The sequence below is a fragment of the Halorubrum pallidum genome, from assembly GCF_055380345.1.
Window position 1 is genome coordinate 696,727 of record NZ_AP043945.1, and the last position, 17,670, is coordinate 714,396.

General features: G+C 69.1%; 17 protein-coding genes. 9 read left to right on the forward strand and 8 right to left on the reverse strand.

Translation table 11 applies throughout. The features are described 5' to 3' along the window. The first annotated feature begins 168 nt into the window (after positions 1 to 168). The 3 genes from ACZ45C_RS05200 to ACZ45C_RS05210 all read left to right on the forward strand — a co-directional run bounded on the left by ACZ45C_RS05200 (position 169) and on the right by ACZ45C_RS05210 (position 3,758). Entirely contained in the window at positions 169 to 1,302 is a 1,134-nt protein-coding gene (locus ACZ45C_RS05200) for a tRNA (guanine(26)-N(2))-dimethyltransferase (RefSeq protein WP_460560498.1), read from the forward strand. A gap of 121 nt (positions 1,303 to 1,423) precedes the next feature. Then, positions 1,424 to 2,737 (forward strand): YihY/virulence factor BrkB family protein, encoded by a 1,314-nt coding sequence (locus ACZ45C_RS05205; RefSeq protein ID WP_460560496.1) that lies wholly within the window; start codon positions 1,424 to 1,426, stop codon positions 2,735 to 2,737. 34 nt (positions 2,738 to 2,771) lie between these two features. Continuing rightward, the gene (locus ACZ45C_RS05210) at positions 2,772 to 3,758 is read left to right on the forward strand and encodes a phosphatase PAP2 family protein (RefSeq protein ID WP_460560494.1); all 987 of its coding nucleotides are present in this window, start codon (positions 2,772 to 2,774) and stop codon (positions 3,756 to 3,758) included. 125 nt (positions 3,759 to 3,883) lie between these two features. Here ACZ45C_RS05210 and glnA read toward each other — a convergent pair whose 3' ends face one another. Continuing rightward, positions 3,884 to 5,254, reverse strand: a complete 1,371-nt coding sequence (gene glnA, locus ACZ45C_RS05215; protein ID WP_460560492.1) for a type I glutamate--ammonia ligase — start codon at positions 5,252 to 5,254, stop codon at positions 3,884 to 3,886. Positions 5,255 to 5,380: 126 nt separating this feature from the next. On the opposite strand from glnA, the gene lrp reads away from it, so the two are divergent. Continuing rightward, on the forward strand, positions 5,381 to 5,842 hold the full coding sequence (gene lrp, locus ACZ45C_RS05220) for an HTH-type transcriptional regulator Lrp (protein ID WP_460560490.1): 462 nt from the start codon (positions 5,381 to 5,383) through the stop codon (positions 5,840 to 5,842). A 105-nt stretch (positions 5,843 to 5,947) separates the two neighbouring features. Here lrp and ACZ45C_RS05225 read toward each other — a convergent pair whose 3' ends face one another. Further along, positions 5,948 to 6,112 carry a DUF7838 family putative zinc beta-ribbon protein gene (locus ACZ45C_RS05225; protein WP_460560488.1) on the reverse strand — a complete coding sequence of 55 codons (165 nt, stop codon included), beginning with the start codon at positions 6,110 to 6,112 and terminating at the stop codon, positions 5,948 to 5,950. Positions 6,113 to 6,299: 187 nt separating this feature from the next. Then, entirely contained in the window at positions 6,300 to 7,298 is a 999-nt protein-coding gene (locus ACZ45C_RS05230; protein WP_460560486.1) for an A24 family peptidase, read from the reverse strand. Positions 7,299 to 7,408: 110 nt separating this feature from the next. Here ACZ45C_RS05230 and ACZ45C_RS05235 point away from each other — a divergent pair, with 110 nt between their 5' ends. After that, positions 7,409 to 7,930, forward strand: coding sequence for an HPP family protein (locus ACZ45C_RS05235; RefSeq protein ID WP_460560484.1), 522 nt, complete (start codon positions 7,409 to 7,411; stop codon positions 7,928 to 7,930). 1 nt (position 7,931) lies between these two features. Here the strand turns inward: ACZ45C_RS05235 and ACZ45C_RS05240 are convergent, their stop codons facing one another. From ACZ45C_RS05240 to gatD, 4 genes are all read right to left on the reverse strand, one after another. Continuing rightward, positions 7,932 to 9,209 (reverse strand): DUF6498-containing protein, encoded by a 1,278-nt coding sequence (locus ACZ45C_RS05240; protein WP_460560482.1) that lies wholly within the window; start codon positions 9,207 to 9,209, stop codon positions 7,932 to 7,934. A gap of 88 nt (positions 9,210 to 9,297) precedes the next feature. Next, positions 9,298 to 9,519, reverse strand: coding sequence for a hypothetical protein (locus ACZ45C_RS05245; RefSeq protein WP_460560480.1), 222 nt, complete (start codon positions 9,517 to 9,519; stop codon positions 9,298 to 9,300). An 86-nt stretch (positions 9,520 to 9,605) separates the two neighbouring features. Beyond that, positions 9,606 to 10,715 (reverse strand): GNAT family N-acetyltransferase, encoded by a 1,110-nt coding sequence (locus tag ACZ45C_RS05250; protein WP_460560478.1) that lies wholly within the window; start codon positions 10,713 to 10,715, stop codon positions 9,606 to 9,608. Then, a complete protein-coding gene (gene gatD, locus ACZ45C_RS05255) occupies positions 10,712 to 12,007 on the reverse strand; it encodes a Glu-tRNA(Gln) amidotransferase subunit GatD (RefSeq protein WP_460560476.1) in 1,296 nt (431 codons plus the stop codon). The genes ACZ45C_RS05250 and gatD overlap by 4 nt, the downstream gene beginning before the upstream one ends. Positions 12,008 to 12,295: 288 nt before the next feature. On the opposite strand from gatD, the gene deoC reads away from it, so the two are divergent. Further along, positions 12,296 to 12,934 (forward strand): deoxyribose-phosphate aldolase, encoded by a 639-nt coding sequence (gene deoC / locus ACZ45C_RS05260; RefSeq protein WP_460560474.1) that lies wholly within the window; start codon positions 12,296 to 12,298, stop codon positions 12,932 to 12,934. Positions 12,935 to 13,017: 83 nt separating this feature from the next. Further along, a complete protein-coding gene (locus ACZ45C_RS05265) occupies positions 13,018 to 13,251 on the forward strand; it encodes a hypothetical protein (protein ID WP_460560472.1) in 234 nt (77 codons plus the stop codon). Between the two features lie 222 nt (positions 13,252 to 13,473). Here ACZ45C_RS05265 and dpsA read toward each other — a convergent pair whose 3' ends face one another. Next, on the reverse strand, positions 13,474 to 14,022 hold the full coding sequence (dpsA, locus tag ACZ45C_RS05270; protein WP_460560470.1) for a DNA starvation/stationary phase protection protein DpsA: 549 nt from the start codon (positions 14,020 to 14,022) through the stop codon (positions 13,474 to 13,476). Positions 14,023 to 14,358: 336 nt separating this feature from the next. Here dpsA and ACZ45C_RS05275 point away from each other — a divergent pair, with 336 nt between their 5' ends. Beyond that, positions 14,359 to 15,813 (forward strand): HEAT repeat domain-containing protein, encoded by a 1,455-nt coding sequence (locus tag ACZ45C_RS05275; protein ID WP_460560468.1) that lies wholly within the window; start codon positions 14,359 to 14,361, stop codon positions 15,811 to 15,813. A 105-nt stretch (positions 15,814 to 15,918) separates the two neighbouring features. Further along, positions 15,919 to 17,649 carry a phospholipase D-like domain-containing protein gene (locus ACZ45C_RS05280; RefSeq protein ID WP_460560466.1) on the forward strand — a complete coding sequence of 577 codons (1,731 nt, stop codon included), beginning with the start codon at positions 15,919 to 15,921 and terminating at the stop codon, positions 17,647 to 17,649. Positions 17,650 to 17,670 lie beyond the last annotated feature (21 nt).

Sequence of the window (17,670 nt, forward strand, 5' to 3'; positions counted from 1 at the left end):
AGATCCCTCGGTGTCCACTCGCCGTTTCGGCGTGTTCGTCGTCATATATGCTCTATCCGCGCTGACGGGCTAAAATCACCGTGTTTCTGTGACGCCGGACGGACATGTCGGTTCTCCGGGTCGTTCGCGGAGCGCGGTCCTTTTGTGCCGGATGGTCGAACGCGGAGCATGGACATCGAGGAGGGCGGCGTCACCGTCTCCGTTCCGGAGGCGCGCGACGGGGCGAGCGAGGGGACCGGCGGCGGGGTCTTCTTCAACCCCACACAGGAACTGAACCGCGACGTCACCGTCGCGGCGCTTCGCGCGTACCGCGAGCGCGAGCCGCGTGCGGCGTCGTACCTCGACGCGATGGCGGCCTCCGGGATCCGGGGCGTCCGCGCCGCCGCGGCGGGATACGACGTGACCTGTGCCGACGTCGATCCTGACGCCGTCGACCTCGCGGCCGAGAACCTCGCCGAAAACGGCCTCGACGGCGAGACCGTCCGCCGAGACGCGAACGCTCTCCTGTACGACGACGGCCCGTTCGACGTCGTCGATCTCGATCCCTACGGGACGCCGATCCCCTTCGCCGACGCCGCGTTCGCGAACGGGCGGAACCTGGTCTGTGTCACGGCCACCGACACCGCGCCGCTTTGTGGCGCACACCTCAACAGCGGGATCCGCAAGTACGGGGCCGTCCCCCGAAACACCGACTACCACCCCGAGATGGGGCTCCGGACACTGATCTCGGCGCTCGTCCGGACTGCGGCGCGCTACGACAAGGCGGCCCGGCCGATCCTCTCGCACGTCTCGCGTCACTACGCGCGGACGTACCTCGAACTGGAGTCCGGCGCGCGAGTCGCGGACGACTGTGTCGACCAGCTCGGCTACGTGGACGGCTGTGAGGACTGCCTCTGGCGCGAGCCGACCGTGGGGCTGATCGCCGACCCCGTCGACGCCTGTCCGGTCTGCGGGAGCGACCGCGTCCTCACGGCCGGCCCAATCTGGCTCGGCTCCATCGCCGACGCCGACTTCGCGAGCGCTGTCCGCGACCGCGTCACCGACGACATGGGCGAGGCGAAGCGCGCGCGAAAGCTGCTCGATACGGTCGCGAGCGAGATCGACACGCCGACGCACTACGACCAGCACCGACTGTACAAGCAGTGGGGCGAACCCGCTATCGGCATGGCCGAGTTCGTCGAACGACTGCGCGCGGCCGGCCACGAGGCGAGCCGCGCGCACTACCGTGGCACGGCAGTCAAGAGCACGGCGTCGATCCCGGAGATGCGCGAGGCGATCCTCGGCGACGACGCGGACCACTGAAATCGCCGTCGAGGGATCCGACCGACCGGTCACCTCGGGAAAGGCGCCCGTTCGCCCCCGAGGCGCACTCTTCCGGTCTCACGACCCGCCCTTTTTGTCGCGATCGCCCGAATCCACACGCGTGTCCAGCCACCTGACAGCCGCAGTCGACACCGCTCGCCGCGTCGCCGACGTCGCGATCGACCGGCAGGTGACGTTCCTCGCGGCCGCGATCGCCTACTACGCGTTCGTCTCGCTGATCCCCGCGCTCCTGCTGCTCGTCGTCGTCGCGACCGCCGTCTTCGGCGAGGTCATCGCCGGCGAGCTCGTGGCGACGGCCGGCGATTTCCTCACTCCCGCCGGCGAGGAGGCCATCGCCGACGCGATCTACTCCGCGGGCGGGCGAACCGGTGCCGGCGTGCTCGGGGTGGGCGTGCTCGTCTGGTCGACGCTGAAGGTGTTCCGCGGACTCGACACGGCGTTCGTCTCGCTGTACGGCGTCGACGGATCGCCGGACTTCCTGAAGCAGGTCATCGACGCCGTCGCGGTCGTCCTCGCGATCGGCGTCGGGATCGGCGTGATGGTGGTGGTCGGCGCGTTTCTCGCGGCCGCCGACGCGGTCCCGGCGCTCGAGGCCGCCAGCATCCTCGTGCTGCCGGCGTTTCTCGCAGTCGTCTTCTTCCCGATGTACTACCTGCTCCCTCAGCCCGCCATCGGGGTTCGAGAGGCGCTGCCCGGTGCGGTGTTCACGGCGATCGGATGGACGCTCCTGCAGGCCGGCTTTCAGGTGTACGCCGCGAGCGCCGCGCAGTATCAGGTGTACGGTGTCATCGGTGGGATCCTGCTGCTCGTCACGTGGCTGTACCTCGCCGCTATCGTCGTCGTGGTCGGCGGGGTGGTCAACGTCGTGGTGGCCGGCCGAGAGGGGGACCACCGCGTGAGTCGCGGAGACGGACCGAGCCGCGACGGCGGCCCCGTTCCCCACGGCGCGGACCGGCAGTTACAACACGACCGCGGTCGACCCACGGGTATGAACGGCGAGTCGGACGGCGCCTCAGGTGCCGGCGACGAGGAGCGCCCGCGCGGGGCCCCGGACGTCGCGGCGCTGCGGGAGGAACTCAGCGAACTCCGCGCGGAGTTCGACGACTTCGAAGACGACGTCGAGCAGCGAACCGTCGACAAACCCGCGGTCGAGGCCGAGCTGAAGCGGTACGTCCGCGACCGCATGCGGCGCGGGCACGCCCGCGGCTGGGGTCCGTACCTCGTGTTGCTGTACGGAACGGTGCTGACGCTCGGGGCCTTCTCACTGCTCGACGGGCTCTACGCGATCGCCGCGATGGTGATCCTCGGGCTGTCGACGCTCGGGCTGTACACCCTCTTCATCGTCGTCGGCATCGGGCTGAACCTGCTGGAGACGCCGGGCAAGGCGCTCGATTACGCACGCGACCGAAAATGACCACCGTGACTGTCCGTCGGACGGGGATTCGGGCGTGACGGGACTCGTTCCGGCCGAGCGCGGGATCGGCGAGACCGCCGCGGTCGACTCGCTCCCGGAGTTCGTGGTCGTCGTCTTCGCGGCCGTCACCCACCTCGCGGATCCGTGGTTCCTCTTCGGTCTGCTCGCGGTCGGCTACTGGTTCGCCGGCGACGAGACTGCCGGCTCCCCGCGGCGCGCTGGCGCGACGGCTATCGCAGTCGTCACCTGCGCGTACGCCGTCGTCGCGGTCGGCAAGGCGTGGTTCGCGGTGCCGCGGCCACCGGGAGCGATGCCTCCGGTCGACGTGCCGACGTGGCTTCCCGAGCTGCTCGCGGGCTGGTTCGAGGCGCAGGTGCTCTCCGACGGGTTCGGGTTCCCGAGCGGCCACGCGACCGGCGGCGCGGCGGCGTACGGGACGCTGGCGCTACTGTACAACCGCGTCTGGACGCGTCGACGACGGCTCTTCGGCGCGGGCGTCGTCGCGGCGGCGGTCGCCGCTTCTCGGGTCGTCATCGAGGTCCACTACCTCGTCGACGTGGTCGTCGGCGTCGCCGTGGGCGCGGGCGTCGTCGCCGGCGGACTCTGGCTTGCGGGTGACCCGCGATTCCGTTCACGAGGGAGCGACACACCGCACGACCCGACCGCGGCACTCAATCCCACCCCGGCGTTCCTGTCGGCCGCGGCCCTCTCCGTCGTCGCTGCGGGTCTCGCCGTCACCGCCGGTCACACCGGCGAGGTCGTGGAGGCGGGAATCGGGATCGCCACTGGCGTTGGCGGCGCGGTCGGGTGGCTGTTCGTCACCGGCGACGAGCCACCCGTGCCGGTCCGGGTCGTCGTCCCGGCGCTGGCGCTCACCGGTGCGCTCTGGGTCGGGACGTACGCGCTCGCGAACTCGCTCGCCGTCACGCTCGTCGCGACCACCGCGGCGGTCGTGGCCGTCGTCGCGCTGCCGGCCTTCGCTCACCGGGGCGTCGACGCGGTCCGACACGAACGGGCCTGATCGGGTATCGTGCTCTACTGGGATCGCAATTCCGGGAGCGACGACTACCAACTCACGCCGTCAAAAAACTACTTTGAGAAAAACCGCGCCGTCGAGGAGCAGCGGAGCGACGGGTTGTGGCCGTCTCAGAACGTCTCCAGGTAGCGGTCCTCTTCCCACGCCGAGACCTGGGTGAGGTACTCGCTGAACTCCTGAGACTTCGCTTCCGCGAACTTCTCGGAGGTGTGGGGGCCGAGCGCGTCTTGGATCACGTCGTCGTCTTCGAGGGCCTCGACCGCCTTGCCGAGGTTCGGCGGAAGCGTGTCGATGCCGTACTCCTCGCGTTTCGCGTCGTCGAACTCGTAGATATCCTCGCGCACCGGGTCGCCGGGATCGGCGTCTGTCTCGATGCCGTGGAGGCCGGCCGCGATCATCGACGCCAGCCCGAGGTAGGGGTTACACGACGGGTCCGGGCTGCGGACCTCGAAGCGCGCGGAGACGCCCGCGGCGTCGGGGACGCGCACCAGCGCCGAGCGGTTCGTGTCGGACCACGCGACGTAGATCGGTGCCTCGTAGCCGGGCACCAGCCGCTTGTAGGAGTTCACCGTTGGGTTCGTGACGGCCGTGAACGCCTGTGCGTGGTTCAGGATGCCGCCCATGAACTGGTAGGCCGTCTCGCTCAGGTTGAACTCGTCGTCGTCGTCGGCGAAGGCGTTGCCGTCCTCGTCGAACAGCGAGATGTGGCTGTGCATCCCCGATCCGTTGATCTCGGCGATCGGCTTGGGCATGAACGTCGCGTGCAGGTCGTGCTGGGCGGCGACCGCACGGACGACGGCGCGGAACGTCGCGATGTTGTCCGCGGCCGTAAGCGCGTCGTCGTACTTGAAGTTGATCTCGTGTTGGCCCTCGGCGACCTCGTGGTGGGAGGCCTCGATCTCGAAGCCCATCTCCTCCAACGTGAAGATGATCTCCTTGCGGACGTCGCTCGCGAGGTCCTTCGGAGCGAGGTCGAAGTACCCTCCGTTATCGTGGGGGATCGTCGTCGCGTTGCCGTCGTCATCCGTTTTGAAGAGGAAGAATTCCGGTTCCGGCCCGATCGAGACCGTATATCCCATATCGTCGGCCTTCGAGAGGACGCTTTTCAGTACCTGGCGCGGACCGCCCTCGAATGGTTCCCCCTCCGTGGTGACGATGTCACAGATGAGTCGGGCGGCGGCGGAGTCGCCGTCACCGTCACTCCGCCACGGGAGCACCGCGAACGTGTCGGGATCGGGAACGAGACGCATGTCCGATTCCTGGATGCGGACGAATCCCTCGATGGAGGAGCCGTCGAAGTAGATGCCCTCGGTGAACGCCTTCTCCGCCTGATGGGCTGGCACGGAGACGTTCTTCACGACGCCGAGGATGTCAGTGAACTGGAGCCGCAGGAAATCGACATTTTCCTCCTCTATTTCGTCGAGTACCGCCTGTTCTTTGGCCGTTAGACCGCCGTCCGTTTTTGCGTGTTCGTCCGTCATGTTCTGGACGGTTCATTCGTTATCTGCCAGTATAAAGGCCTTATCGCTTGACGCATGAACCGCCACTCGCGGAAAAATGCTGGACGTTCGTAAAATTATAAACCCCCGAACGCGTGTTCAAGTGTGATGACGTACGAAAACCTCGACGCGAAACTCGTCAATTCCCTTCTCAGTAACGGCCGCGCCAGCCTCAGAAGTCTCGGTGACGAACTCGACGTGTCGGTTACCACCGTCTCGAACCACCTGCGCGACCTCGAAGACGAGGGCGTGATCCGCGGGTACACTCCCGTCGTCGATTACGACAAGCTCGGATACGACGTAACGGCGGTGCTCCAGCTCAAGGTAGAGGGGAGCGCGCTCCCCGACGTGACGGAGAAGCTCAGACAGGAGAAACAGATGGTGAGCGTCTACGAGGTCACCGGCGACTACGACGTGATCGCCATCGGGAAATTCACCGACACGGACGGGATGAACGACCAGATCAAGTCGATCCTCACCGACGCCGACATCCGCGAGTCGAACACGAGCGTCGTGCTCAACGCGGTCTCCGAAAACGAGCAGTTCGACCTCGATCTCACCGAAGAGTGAATCGCTTCGGGGAGTGACTCCGAGGCTTCCTGTGGGGTAGTCGGACACGCTCGTCCGATATCGGCCAACAGAATGCGAGTCGACGATCCGAACGCGCTCCGCCCTCTACGCAGAGAGCGTGTCGATCCCGTTGATCTCAACGAACCCGTAGCTACACTCCGGACAGCGCCACTTCGTCTTCTCGCCGAGATGAAGCGTCATCGCCGCGGTCCGGTAGAACTTCTGGGACTCACCACACGATGGACAATCAACCTCCTTTTCGAGCGCCATGTCGCTGGCTCCGTCCGGCGCGGTTTTCAAGCTACTGATTCGCGCCCTCCCTACGGAGACGGTATCGGGGTTCCCAGTGGAAACACGAGACGCCCTGCATTCTCGCCTCCGACGGTGGTGCATCTCTCACCCCACGACACCTCGCTTGTGGGACGCTCGCGGCATCCGTTCCCGTCTCTGGACCGCGTCACACGGTCCCGAGGGCACCGAGCACAGCGAACAACACGTCGCCGTACGTCAGAGAAACGACAAGTCCGAGCGCCATGGGGACGACGAACGGCATTCCGGGCGAGACCAGCACCCGGTCTTTCTGCGTGACGACCCTCAACCCCCCACGAAGCGTGTCGGCATCGGTGCCGTACGCGCCGTGGTCGATATCGTCGAGGAACCGCCCGGCCGCCCATGGATCGTCGTGAGTCGGCGCGGGGTCACCCGCCGTCGACCCGTCTCCCGTCTCATCCACGTCGCCGTCGGTTCGCGGGCCGACGTGCGTTCCCCCGTCGGTGGGTTCGAACGTTTCGCCGACGCTGTCGGGGTCACGAAGGCGATCGGGGTCGGCACGCAGGTCGCCCAGCGTGAGCCCTCGCCACCGGAGGTACATCCGGAGTGCGTCCAGATCGAGTCCGCTCCGCGTCGTGCCCACGTCGTCCTCGAAGAGCCGTCCGTGACGATCGGAGAGCGAGTAGACGCTCACGGGCCGCGCGAGGAACATGGTCGGAGAGACGTGACCGCGAGCGAGGTTGACGGCCGCTAGTCCGATCGGATACGCCAGTCCGAGCAGCACCGTGTTCGTGAGGATCGTGAGCGAGAAGACGCCGAGTTGCGTGTCGACGAGCGGGAACGTCGTTCCCACGATCTCGTAGGTCGGGAACGTGGGGAAGACGAGCGCGAGCGCGATGAGCGCCTTCGCGTCAGCGCCGCCGAACGCCCCGAGATACCAGAACGCGTAACCGAGCGGCGCGACGAAAATCAGGCTGATCGCCGCCCGAACGAGGAACAGCCGCCCCTCGACTCCGGCGAGCGGCCACAGCGTTGCCGTCTCCCAAACCAGAACCAGCGCTCCGAAGAGATACAGCGGCGGCCACAGCCGATTCGGGAGTCGTCGGGTTCGGACGTCCCGGAGCGCCGCCCACGCGAAGACGGGGACGACGAGCAGTCGGAGCGCGTCCGGCAGCGTCGCGAACATGTCACCACCGGCGGTTCGGGCGCAATTAGGCGTTCGGGTTCGGCTATCGCGATCGATATCTCCGTGCGGATCCGGCGGGTCTTTGTGAGTCCCTCGCCGATCGGGTGGCAATGCGTCGCCGCGTCGGCACCAGCCTGTACGCCGGGCTCCTCTTCACCGTCCTCGCCGCGGTCTCGTGGGCCACGGGCCAGCCGTTCGTCTTTCCGAGCCTCGGTCCGTCGGCGTTCGCGCTCGCGTTCGATCGGCGCGCAGAGCGGAACCGAGCCGCCCGGATCGTCGGGAGCCACCTTATCGGTGGTGTCGCCGGATTCGCGGCGTGGCGGCTGCTCGCGGACGGCGCGGTCCTGACGCCGCCGCCGCCGGCGTTCTCCGCGGACGGGCTCTGGCTCGCGGCCAGCGCGACTCTCTCGCTCGTGGCGACAAGCTGGGCGATGATCGCGACTGGTGCGATCCACCCGCCCGCCTGCGCGACGACGCTCATCGTCTCGCTGGGGCTCCTCACGACTCCGGTCGAAGTCGGAGTCATCGCCCTCAGCGTGCTCGTGCTCGTCGCGTTCCACGAACTCGTCGTTCGGGCGTTCAAGCGGTTGGTCGGCGACGCGCACCCGCTGTACCGGGCTGACGAGAGCTAGCTCACCCCTCCGCTCGGCCTGCGCGCCGATCGAACACGTCCACGATCGGGTCCGAGTCGGCGAGCCACGGTACCCAACGCTCGCGGTCGCCCACGTCGATCACGACGGTCTCGGTGTCGAGCCGGCGGTCGAGTCGAGTTCGATCGACGCGGAGCCCCCTCTCTTCCCACGGTTCGACCCGCCACAGCACCGTTCCGAACAGCCGGTCGTACGCGACGAGCGCGTCCTCGCCGACGCGGTACTCGACGAGCCCGTACCGGAGTTCGTGGTCGATCGCGGCGAGCGAGAGGGGGACCGCGACGGCGACTCCCGCGAGGAGCGCGACGGTCGCCCACGCCCCGCCGATCGCGAACAGCAGTCCGACGAGCGCCGGGAGCGCGGCGAGATACCAGAGTCCGGGATGGCGTCCGATCGTGGCTACCACGCCGCCGACGCGACCGCGACGCGATATCCGAACCGTACGCGAGGGAGAGCGAAGTGGATCGTCGACCGGAGTCGGCTCCGGCGGGTCGTACGCGAATCCCAGGTCGATCGAGGAGGACTCGTCGAACGCCGCCAATCGGTCGCCGTACAGGCCGGCGATGTCGAAGGCGAGCTTCAAGACAATCACGCCACAGAGCACCGGCAGACCGACCGCATCCGGATTGACGGCGCTCAGTTCGGTGTCGGGTCCGACGGTCGCCGAGGCGACGAGCGTGACGGTGACGAGTGCGCCCGCGAAGATCGCCAGCCCGTGCATGAACACGCCTTGGATCGCCGTCTGCGCGCTGTGTTCGCGATACTCGCCCCGATACCCGTACTCCACGACTGTCGTCGCCGCCTCGCCGACGAAGAGCCCGACCGCCGCCAGCGTCACCGTGTCGAGCGCGGCCGGCCTGAGCCCGCCGTCGACGACCACCCCGACGGTGAGCGTTCCGACGACGACCCAAACCACGGCGAGGACCGCCGCGGCGACCGGGAGGACGAGCAGCGAGGAGAGCCAGATCCGTGCGTCGGTCCCGGGAATCGACAGCGCGACGCGACGCTCGGCGAGCGGCCCCGCAATCAGCGTCCCGTCCTCGAACTCGGAGGGACGGCCGGCGAACAGCCCGCGCACGACGGCCCAGAACGAGGCGATCCCGAGTTCGAACCAGTAGAGCGTGACGAGCGCGGCGGCGTTCCAGCCGAGCGCGACGACGCCGACGAGTGGGATCAGGGTGGCCGCGGCGATCGAGAGCGCGCGAAGCCGACGACCGCGAGCGAGCCGACTCACGGCGGGGAGGCGTCTCGTGGAGGGCATCCACCGGTCGTTCCGCGTCACCGTATATAAACTGTCGGGGGTGGACGCGGTCGGCGCTGCCGTTCGGTACCACGGCGGCCGGACCGGCTCAGTTCCCGGCCGGCCCGGCGTCGCGATTCAGGTACAGGTACGCCAGCACGGGGACGATCGTGAACACGAGCGTCGCGAGGAACCACGCCAGCGCACGGTCGCTCCCGCGGGCCTTGGCGTCCCGGTAGATCCAGACGGCCACCGCGAGCACGATTCCGTAGACCGCCCCGTAATAGAGCAGCGAACGGAGCGTCTCGAACTGGAGGAGGGCCGGGTCCATGGCGGTCGGACGCCGCGAGTCGGAAAGAGCGTGGCGGTTCGGACAGGAGCCGGCGAGTCGCCCCAGTCCGCTGAATCCGTCGAGCGCTACGTCCCGCCGCCCGAGCCGGTGAGGTCCGCGCGCATCACGAAGTCGGGCTCGGCCGCGACTGCGACCCGGTTCGCCCCGGTGTCGCTCACGTGCTCCGCGGTCTCCGGGATCAACACGCGGGCGGCGTCAGCGCCGGCGGAGGCGGCGTCCGCGGCGACGGCGTCGTAGAGCGCCCCGGCCGCGTCGGCGTCGCGCCACGCAGCGACGCCGTACTCTGCGATCCGCTCGGCGTCGCCATCGCTCTCGCCCGGCCGGTCGGCGACGCGGGTACGGACCGTGACCCCGGCGAGCGCGTCGTCTGCGACCGCGATCAACCGGCCCTCGGCGGCCGCGGCCGCGAGCCGGTCGCGGGTGAGCTCGGAGCACGCCCACGACTCGCCGGGGTCGAGCTCGAGTCCACGCAGGTGGTCGCGGGCGTCGCTGTCGGTCCAGAACGCCCACGCCGCGTTCGGGTCGGGGTCGTCGACGCGGGACCGCGTGCGCGTCTCGGAGTCCGGGCGTCCCGCGACTTCTGACTCCGCCGTCGCCGCCGCGTCGGGCTCCGGCTCCGCGAATCGGAACTCCGTGGCGGGCTCGAAGCCGACCGCGCGCGACTGGCCGAGCCCCATGATGTTCCACGAAAATGTCATGTTGCGACACGCCGTCGCGCCGCGCTCCCGCGCCCACTCTAGGGCCGCCGTCGCGAGCGCGGTGCCGACCCCGTGGTCGCGAGCGGCGGGATCGACGCGGATCCCCTGTGCCCACGCCTCCCACTCCGAGAGCAGCACGCCCTGGATGCACCCGACGACGGCCTCGGACTCGCCGGCGGCCGACGCGCCGTCACCCCCGCCCGTCACCAGCGTGTCGTCTCGTTCTCTCCCGTCGATATCCTCGGTATCGACCGCCGCCGGCGGCGCGACTGCGACGAACGTGCCGCGGTCGGGAGCGTCGCTGCCAGCCCACTCGGCGAACACGCGCGGGACGTAGTCTGTGTAGCGCTCCCCCCACGTGTCGCGGGTGAACGCCGCGACCGCGTCCGCGTCGCCGGGGCGGGCCTCGCGGACCACGAGGTCGGTGTCGCCGGCCGCCCCGCCGCTCTCGCCCGTCTCCCCGGCGTCCGCGGTCATCGCCAGGGACGTGACTCCTCGGTCAACTCGCCCGCGAGGTCGCGCCCCATCGCCTCGGCGGCGTCACCGACGTTCGCGAGCGCCCACATCAGCTTCACCTTCGCGGTCCCGGGAAGGGTGTCGCCCGCCTCGACGACGCCCGCGTCGAGGAGGTCGCGGCCGGTGTCGTACACGCGGTCGCAGACTCGCCCTTCGAGACACTGGCTCGTCATCGCGACGACCGTGCCGTCTTCCGCGAGCGCTTCGATCCGGGAGATGAGGTCGGTGTGGACGTGGCCGAGCCCGGTCCCCTCGATCACGACGCCGCTCTTCCCGTCGAGGTAGTCCCATGCCGCCGGGTCCATCCCCGGCGTGAACTTGACGAGTTCCACGTCGGCGTCGAGGTCGGGGTCGAACCCGACGGTCTCGGCGTCGTCCTCGCCGCGGGAGAGTGGATCGCGGTTCCACTCGATCGCGCCGTCGGCCGCGTCGCCGTCTGCGCCCGCCTCGGCGGCCGCCTCGTAGTCGATCAGGCCGAGCGGCTCGGCTCCGACGGTCTCGAAGGCGTCCCGGCGCGAGGTGTGGTTCTTGCGCACGCGGGTGCCGCGGTGGAGCGCGCAGGCGTCGTCGGACTGCGTCGCGTGCATGCACACCAGCGTCTCTGCGTGGTCGGCCTTCGCGGCCTCGACCGCACAGACCGCGTTCATCACGTTGTCAGAGGACGGCCGGTCCGCGGAGCGCTGACTCCCGGTGAAGACGACGGGAACGGGCGAGTCGAGCATAAAGGAGAGCGCGGACGCGGAGAACTGCATCGTGTCGGTGCCGTGCATCACGACGACGCCGTCGGCACCCGATTCGATCTCCTCGCGGACGGCCGCCGCGAGGTCCCGCCAGATCGACGGGTCCATGTTCTCGGAGAGGATGTTCGCGACGACCCGCCCGCGGTAGTTCGCCCTCCCCGCGAGTTCGGGGACGGCCCGGAGCACGTCCTCGGCGTCGAACTGCGCGGTGACCGCGCCGGTCCGGTAGTCGACGGTAGACGCGATGGTGCCTCCCGTCGAGATGAGCGAGATCGTGGGGAGGTCCGAGTCGAAGGTGATCTCGGAGGCCTCGCCGCCGCCAGCGCCGGATCCCTCGTCGACGTCGCGGGCACCGGATTCGAGCACCTCAACGTCGGCCGCCTCGCGGTCGATGCCGACGTTGTACCCGCCGTCGAGCTTGACGACGAGGTGGTCGCGAGTCGTCGAGGGGAGCAGTACGCCCTCGTTCGTGACGTCCCCGCGGTCGACGCGGACGCGATCTCCCGGTTGCATACCACCCGGTTCCCCTGCGGCGGACTTGAATCCAACCGTTCGGCTCTCGGTCGTCGGCGGCGTCGCCCTCGTCGTCGTCGACGTCGCCACCGTCGCCGCCGACGCCGCCCTCGTCGGCGACGCCGCGGTGAGCGGCACCGAGATCGAAATCGGGGCTGACCGGTCGGCCGCGGTTCTCCCGGGATCGAGACGCCGGGAACCGCCGCCCGCCTTCGCGTCTCACTCACCTCGGACCGGCACCGACGGCGACCCCGCACGTCTTTCACGCGTCGCACCCACCGTCGGCGCATGGACCGCGACGAGTTCGCCGCCAGCATCGACCACACCGTGCTCGGCCCGGAGACGACGTGGGGCGACGTCGAGACCGTCCTCGACGAGGCGGCCGACCACGGCATGAACGCGTGTATCCCGCCCTGTTACGTCTCTGAGGCGGCCGATTACGAGAACGCGCCGGCGACGCTCGCGACGGTGGTCGGGTTTCCGCACGGCCAGCACACGCCGGAGACGAAACGCGACGAGGCCGTCGCGGCGTGGAACGACGGCGCGGACGAGATCGATCTGGTGATCAACGTCGGTCGGCTCAAGTCGGGCGAGGACGACGCGATCGCGGCCGAGATCTCCGACGTCGTCGCCGCGGTGCCGATCCCGGTGAAGGTGATCATCGAGACGGCGCTTCTGACCGACGCCGAGAAGCGCCGCGCCTGCGAGGCCGCCGTCGCCGCCGACGCCGACATGGTGAAGACCTCGACGGGCTTCGCCGACGGCGGCGCGACGGTCCCCGACGTGGAGCTGATGAGCGAGTACCTCCCGGTGAAGGCCTCGGGCGGCGTCGATTCCTACGAGGACGTGGTGGCCATGCTCGACGCCGGCGCGACCCGGATCGGCGCGTCCTCCGGCGTCGCCATCGTCGAGGGACACCCCGAGTGACCGTCGGTGCGGCGGCCGTCGTCGTTTTCTCTCCGTGAGAATCCCGTGGTGGTGATATATATGCAGATCTCGTACGTGTGCGTATGAGCCACTCGACCACTGCGGCACAGCCGAAACTCGACGCGGCGTTCAAGGTGTTCGGCGCGGTCGGCATCCTGATCGCCGCCGTGCTCACCGTCGGCGTCCTCGCGCTGACAGATCCGTTCGGCGAGTACGTCACCGCCTCGCCCGCGGTGTTCGGCAGCCTCCTGTCGGTCGGGCTCCTCGTCGCCGTCGGCTATGCGGCGTACGCGCTCCGTCGTCGGCGAGACGCCTGACGGCCACGGAGGCGCTGTGCCGGTTCTGTCTCGCCCGTCACGTTGCCGAGCGCCGCCGCGCACCCCGTCGTAGAATCTCTGGTGTGAGCGGCTGTCGTGGTATCTCTGGTGCGAGCGGCCGTTGCACACTGACGCGTCGCCTGTGCGGCGGCGCGGTCGCTGATCGGCGGTACATAGAATAGTACAGAATGGAGTCCGGACGCCGAGACGGAGAGCGGCGCGTTACTCGAGTGCTCCCTCGGTGACGAGGGTGTCGTCTTCGAGGTAGTGCTCGACGTGGTGGCCGTGCTCCTCGACGTCTTCGAGGATCTCGCGGAGGAGTTCCTCGGTGGCGTAGTCGCCGAGGCTGTTGGCGAGTTGGACGTGCTCACGGAGCTGTTCGGTGATGTCGCCGAACATCTCGAGGTCGTTCTCCAGCGACGTTCGGATGTCGTACGCGTCCGCGTCTTCGGGCGTCACCGGCGCGTGCTCCTCGTAGTTCGCGCCGCCCGAGAGCGGCACGCCGCCGAGGGCCTGTGCTCGCTCCGCGAGTGCGTCTGCACCCGCTTCGAGGTCGGCGGCGACCTCGCCGAGGTACTCGTGGATTCCGAGGAACTCAGCGCCCTCGACGAGCCAGTGGTGCTTTTTGATCTGGTGGTAGAGCACGTACGTCGCCGCGAGGTCGGTATTGAGCGCGTCGACGAGCTGCTCTGCCTTCTCTTCGGGGACGCGAAGCGCCTCGCTCTCGTGAACCTCTCCGTATCGCTGACGGGCCGGCTTTTGCGTACTCATGCCTACCTACACGTACGCGCGTTTCGCACTTAATACTTCTCATATCAAAAATAGATATTCAAAATATTGAAAACAGAATTCACATATCTGGAATAGAATTGAAGGTGATACCATCGTCGTCTGCCGTCTCCTCACTACTCCTCACCGTCTCCTCACCACTCCTCGCCACTCCTCGCTGTCTTTTCACCGTCTCCTCACCGTTTCGTCCTCGACAGCAGGCGACTCGTAGTCTCGCCGTTCGATCCTCGTCGGTGACGACGCGACTCTCGGATCGAACCGAATTCGGCTCGCCCGCGAAGGGAAACGTCTTAATGGACTACGCGCGCAGTCTGATGTATGAGCAACGGCGACGACGACCCGGCCGACGCCTCCGAAGAGGCCGACGCCGCGGGCGACGCGGAGGAGGCGGCGGACGCCGGCGAGTCGACGGAGGCCGCCGCGCCGACGCGTCCCGACGAACCGACCGAGGAGTCCCTGAACGAGTATCTCGACGAGATCGCGGCGCTCCTCGACGGCGCCGAGACCGAGCCCGACCTCGACGACGTCGACGCGCTCCTCGACGACGCCGAGACCGGCGTCGAGGAGGCCGACCTCCCGGATCCGGACGAAGACGACGAGGACGCCGACGATCCGCGCGGCGACCTCGAATCCCGGATCACAGAGCTACGCGAGGACGTCGACGACGCTCGCGGCCCCTACGGCTCGGATATCGTCGAGGCGATCGAGACGGCGGCCGCGACGCTCGAAGACACCGAGTGGACCGCCGCCGGCCACGCCGACGCCGCCGACGCGGTTCGAGCCTTCGTCGACGCCAGCGCCGACGCGATCGACGTCGAGAGCGGTGACGACGCAGAGGAGGTTCTCGACGCCGCCGACGCCGAGGATGCGGCCGGGACCGGAGGGACGGCTGCCGTCGACGCGCCGGCCGACGCCGTCCCGATCGAGACGCTGGTGACGGCGCTCGATTCGGTCGCCGACGCTGTCGACGACGCGGACCTCGATGCCGACGACGACGTAGACACCATCTCGGCGCTGCTGGCCGCGACCGACGACCTCGCGGACGGCCTCGACGACGCCGAGGAGTGGGACGACCTAGAGACCCACGAGCAGCTCCGCGCACAGGGGTACTACGACGTGCTCGGTCACTACAAGGACTTCCCGGTCGAGTGGGCCGCGCTGAAGGAACACGAAGCGCGCGGCAACGTCGACATGATACTGCTCGCGCTTGATTCGCTCACCTCCGAGTTCATGGAGCGGCACTGCCTCGAAGCGCTCGAACGGATGGGCAAGCGCGGCAAGACCGAGGCGTCGCTCGACGAACTGCTCGGCCGCGCCGAGAAGCGCGATCAGTTCGCCATCCGCATCCTCGGCAAGATGGCCGCGACGGAGGCGACCGAGACGCTCGTCGAGTTCGTCCCCGAGGAGTCGAACCCGCAGCTACAGAAGGCGACGTTCAAGTCGCTCGGCGAAATCGGCGCACGCGAGGCCGTTCAGCCCCTCGCCAACCAGCTCTCTGCCGACAGCGACACGGACGAACTCGTCCGGCCCCTCGCCGCCCGGGCGCTCGGTCTCATCGGCGACGCCCGCGCGGTCGATCCCCTCGCGGACGTGCTCGCCGACGGCGGACGTGACGACGACCTCCGCGCGGCCGCCGGCTGGGCGCTCCGGCAGATCGGCACCCGAGAGGCGCTCGACGCGGTCGCCGACCACGCGGACGAGCACTCGTTCATCGTCTCGACGGAGGCCGAGAAGGCGAAGCGCGCGCTCGACGCGACGGCTCCGACGGCCTAAGAGCGCCGGAGTCGGTCCTCCCTCTCGACGTCGGCCGTCCGATCGTCTCGCGTTCCGCCCCGCTCCGTCCCGGCTCTTTTACCGGATACCGCGCCAGTCAGCCGCGTGCGGACCGCCCACCAGCCGGTCGATCGACCGCCCGTAGACCGAACAGCGGCCGGTTCATCCCTCGTCGTCGCGCTCGCCGTCCTCCTCGTCGGACTCGCCGCGACGACCGCCGTCGCGGCCGCGCCGGTCGAAGCCGCCGGAGGTGACACGCTCGCCGGCGACTCCGCGAACGCCACTGCGACCGACCCGCGGATCGTCGAGCTGTACCCGAACCCGACCACCGAGGGGAACCGCGGCGAGTACCTCGTCGTCTCCCTCCCGACGCGGGGAAACTGGTCCCTCTCCGACGGTTACCACGAGGCGTCGATCCCGGCGAACGCGAGCGGCGTCGTCGCGCTGTCGATGGCCCCCCGATACAGCGCCGAGTTCTTGGCCGACGGCCCGGCTGCCGCCGATCGCGGGCCGGTCGAACTCCGCGAGTTCGACGGTCACTTCCCCCTGTCGGCCTCCGGCGATCGGATCGAACTCCGACTGAACGGCACCCCCGTCGACGTCATCGAGTACGGTCGCGTCACCGAGGGGAACCGCTGGCGGGCCGACTGGGACGAGTGGAGACCGCGCGGATACGACCCCAGAGAACCGGTCTCGACCAGAAACGCGAGCGTGACTCCGTTCGTCCTCCCGGACAGTCCGGACGTTCCTGCGAACGCCCTGCGTGGGACGGACGAGCGGCTGCTGCTCGCGGGGTACACCCTCGAATCGACCCGGATCGCTGACCTCCTCGTCTCGGCGGCCGACCGCGGCGTCGCGGTCCGCGTCCTCCTCGAAGGCTCGCCGGTGGGCGGCTTCTCGGCGCGGAGCGCCCGCCTCGTCGACCGGCTCGTCGCCGCCGACGTCGAGGTCCGGATCCTCGACGCTGATCCGGAGCGGTTCCGCTTCCACCACGCAAAGTACGCGGTCGCCGACGACCACGCGGTCGTGCTCACCGAGAACTGGAAGGCGTCCGGAACGGGCGGGCGAACCAACCGCGGGTGGGGCATCGTCGCGGAGCCGACGGCGAACGCCGGGTCCCGATCCGGATCGACTTCCCCGTCCTCTCCGGCCGACGACCTCGCGGCGCTGTTCCGTGACGACGCTGCGGCCGCCGACGCCCGTCCGTGGCGGGAGTTCAAGGCCGACACCGAATTCCACGACTCGGGGCGGGCGGACGACACGTACCCCACGCGGTTCGAGCCGCCCGCGCCCGCCCGTGCCGACGTGACGCTTCTCACCGCCCCGGGGAACGCGGCCGATCGGATCGTCGCCCGGATCGACGCAGCGGACGACCGCGTGCTCGCTGTGGTGCCTCGGACCGGCGGCCCGAACGATCGGATCGTCCGCGCGCTCCGGCGGGCGGCCGACCGCGGCGTCGACGTTCACCTGCTGTTGTCGGGCGCGTGGTACGACCGCGACGGAAACAGGGAGTTGGCGGCGACGCTCGAATCGGAGCCGATCGCGGTCGCGGTCTCGGAGCCGCGGGGTCGGTACGGGAAGGTCCACGCGAAGGGACTCGTCGTCGACGACGCGGCGATCGTCGGCAGTCTCAACTGGAACGAGGGGGCGGCGACGGAGAATCGGGAGGTGCTGCTCGCCGTCGACGACGCGGGAGTCGCCGACTTCTACGCCCGGGCGTACGCCGCCGACTGGCGAGGCGGCGGGATACACCTCCCGGTCGGACTCCTCACCGGACTCGGCGTCGCGATCATCGGGGCGAGAGCCGCGGCGCGCAGAGAGGTGCGGTTCGCGTGAGCGATATCCGCCGGCCGGAGG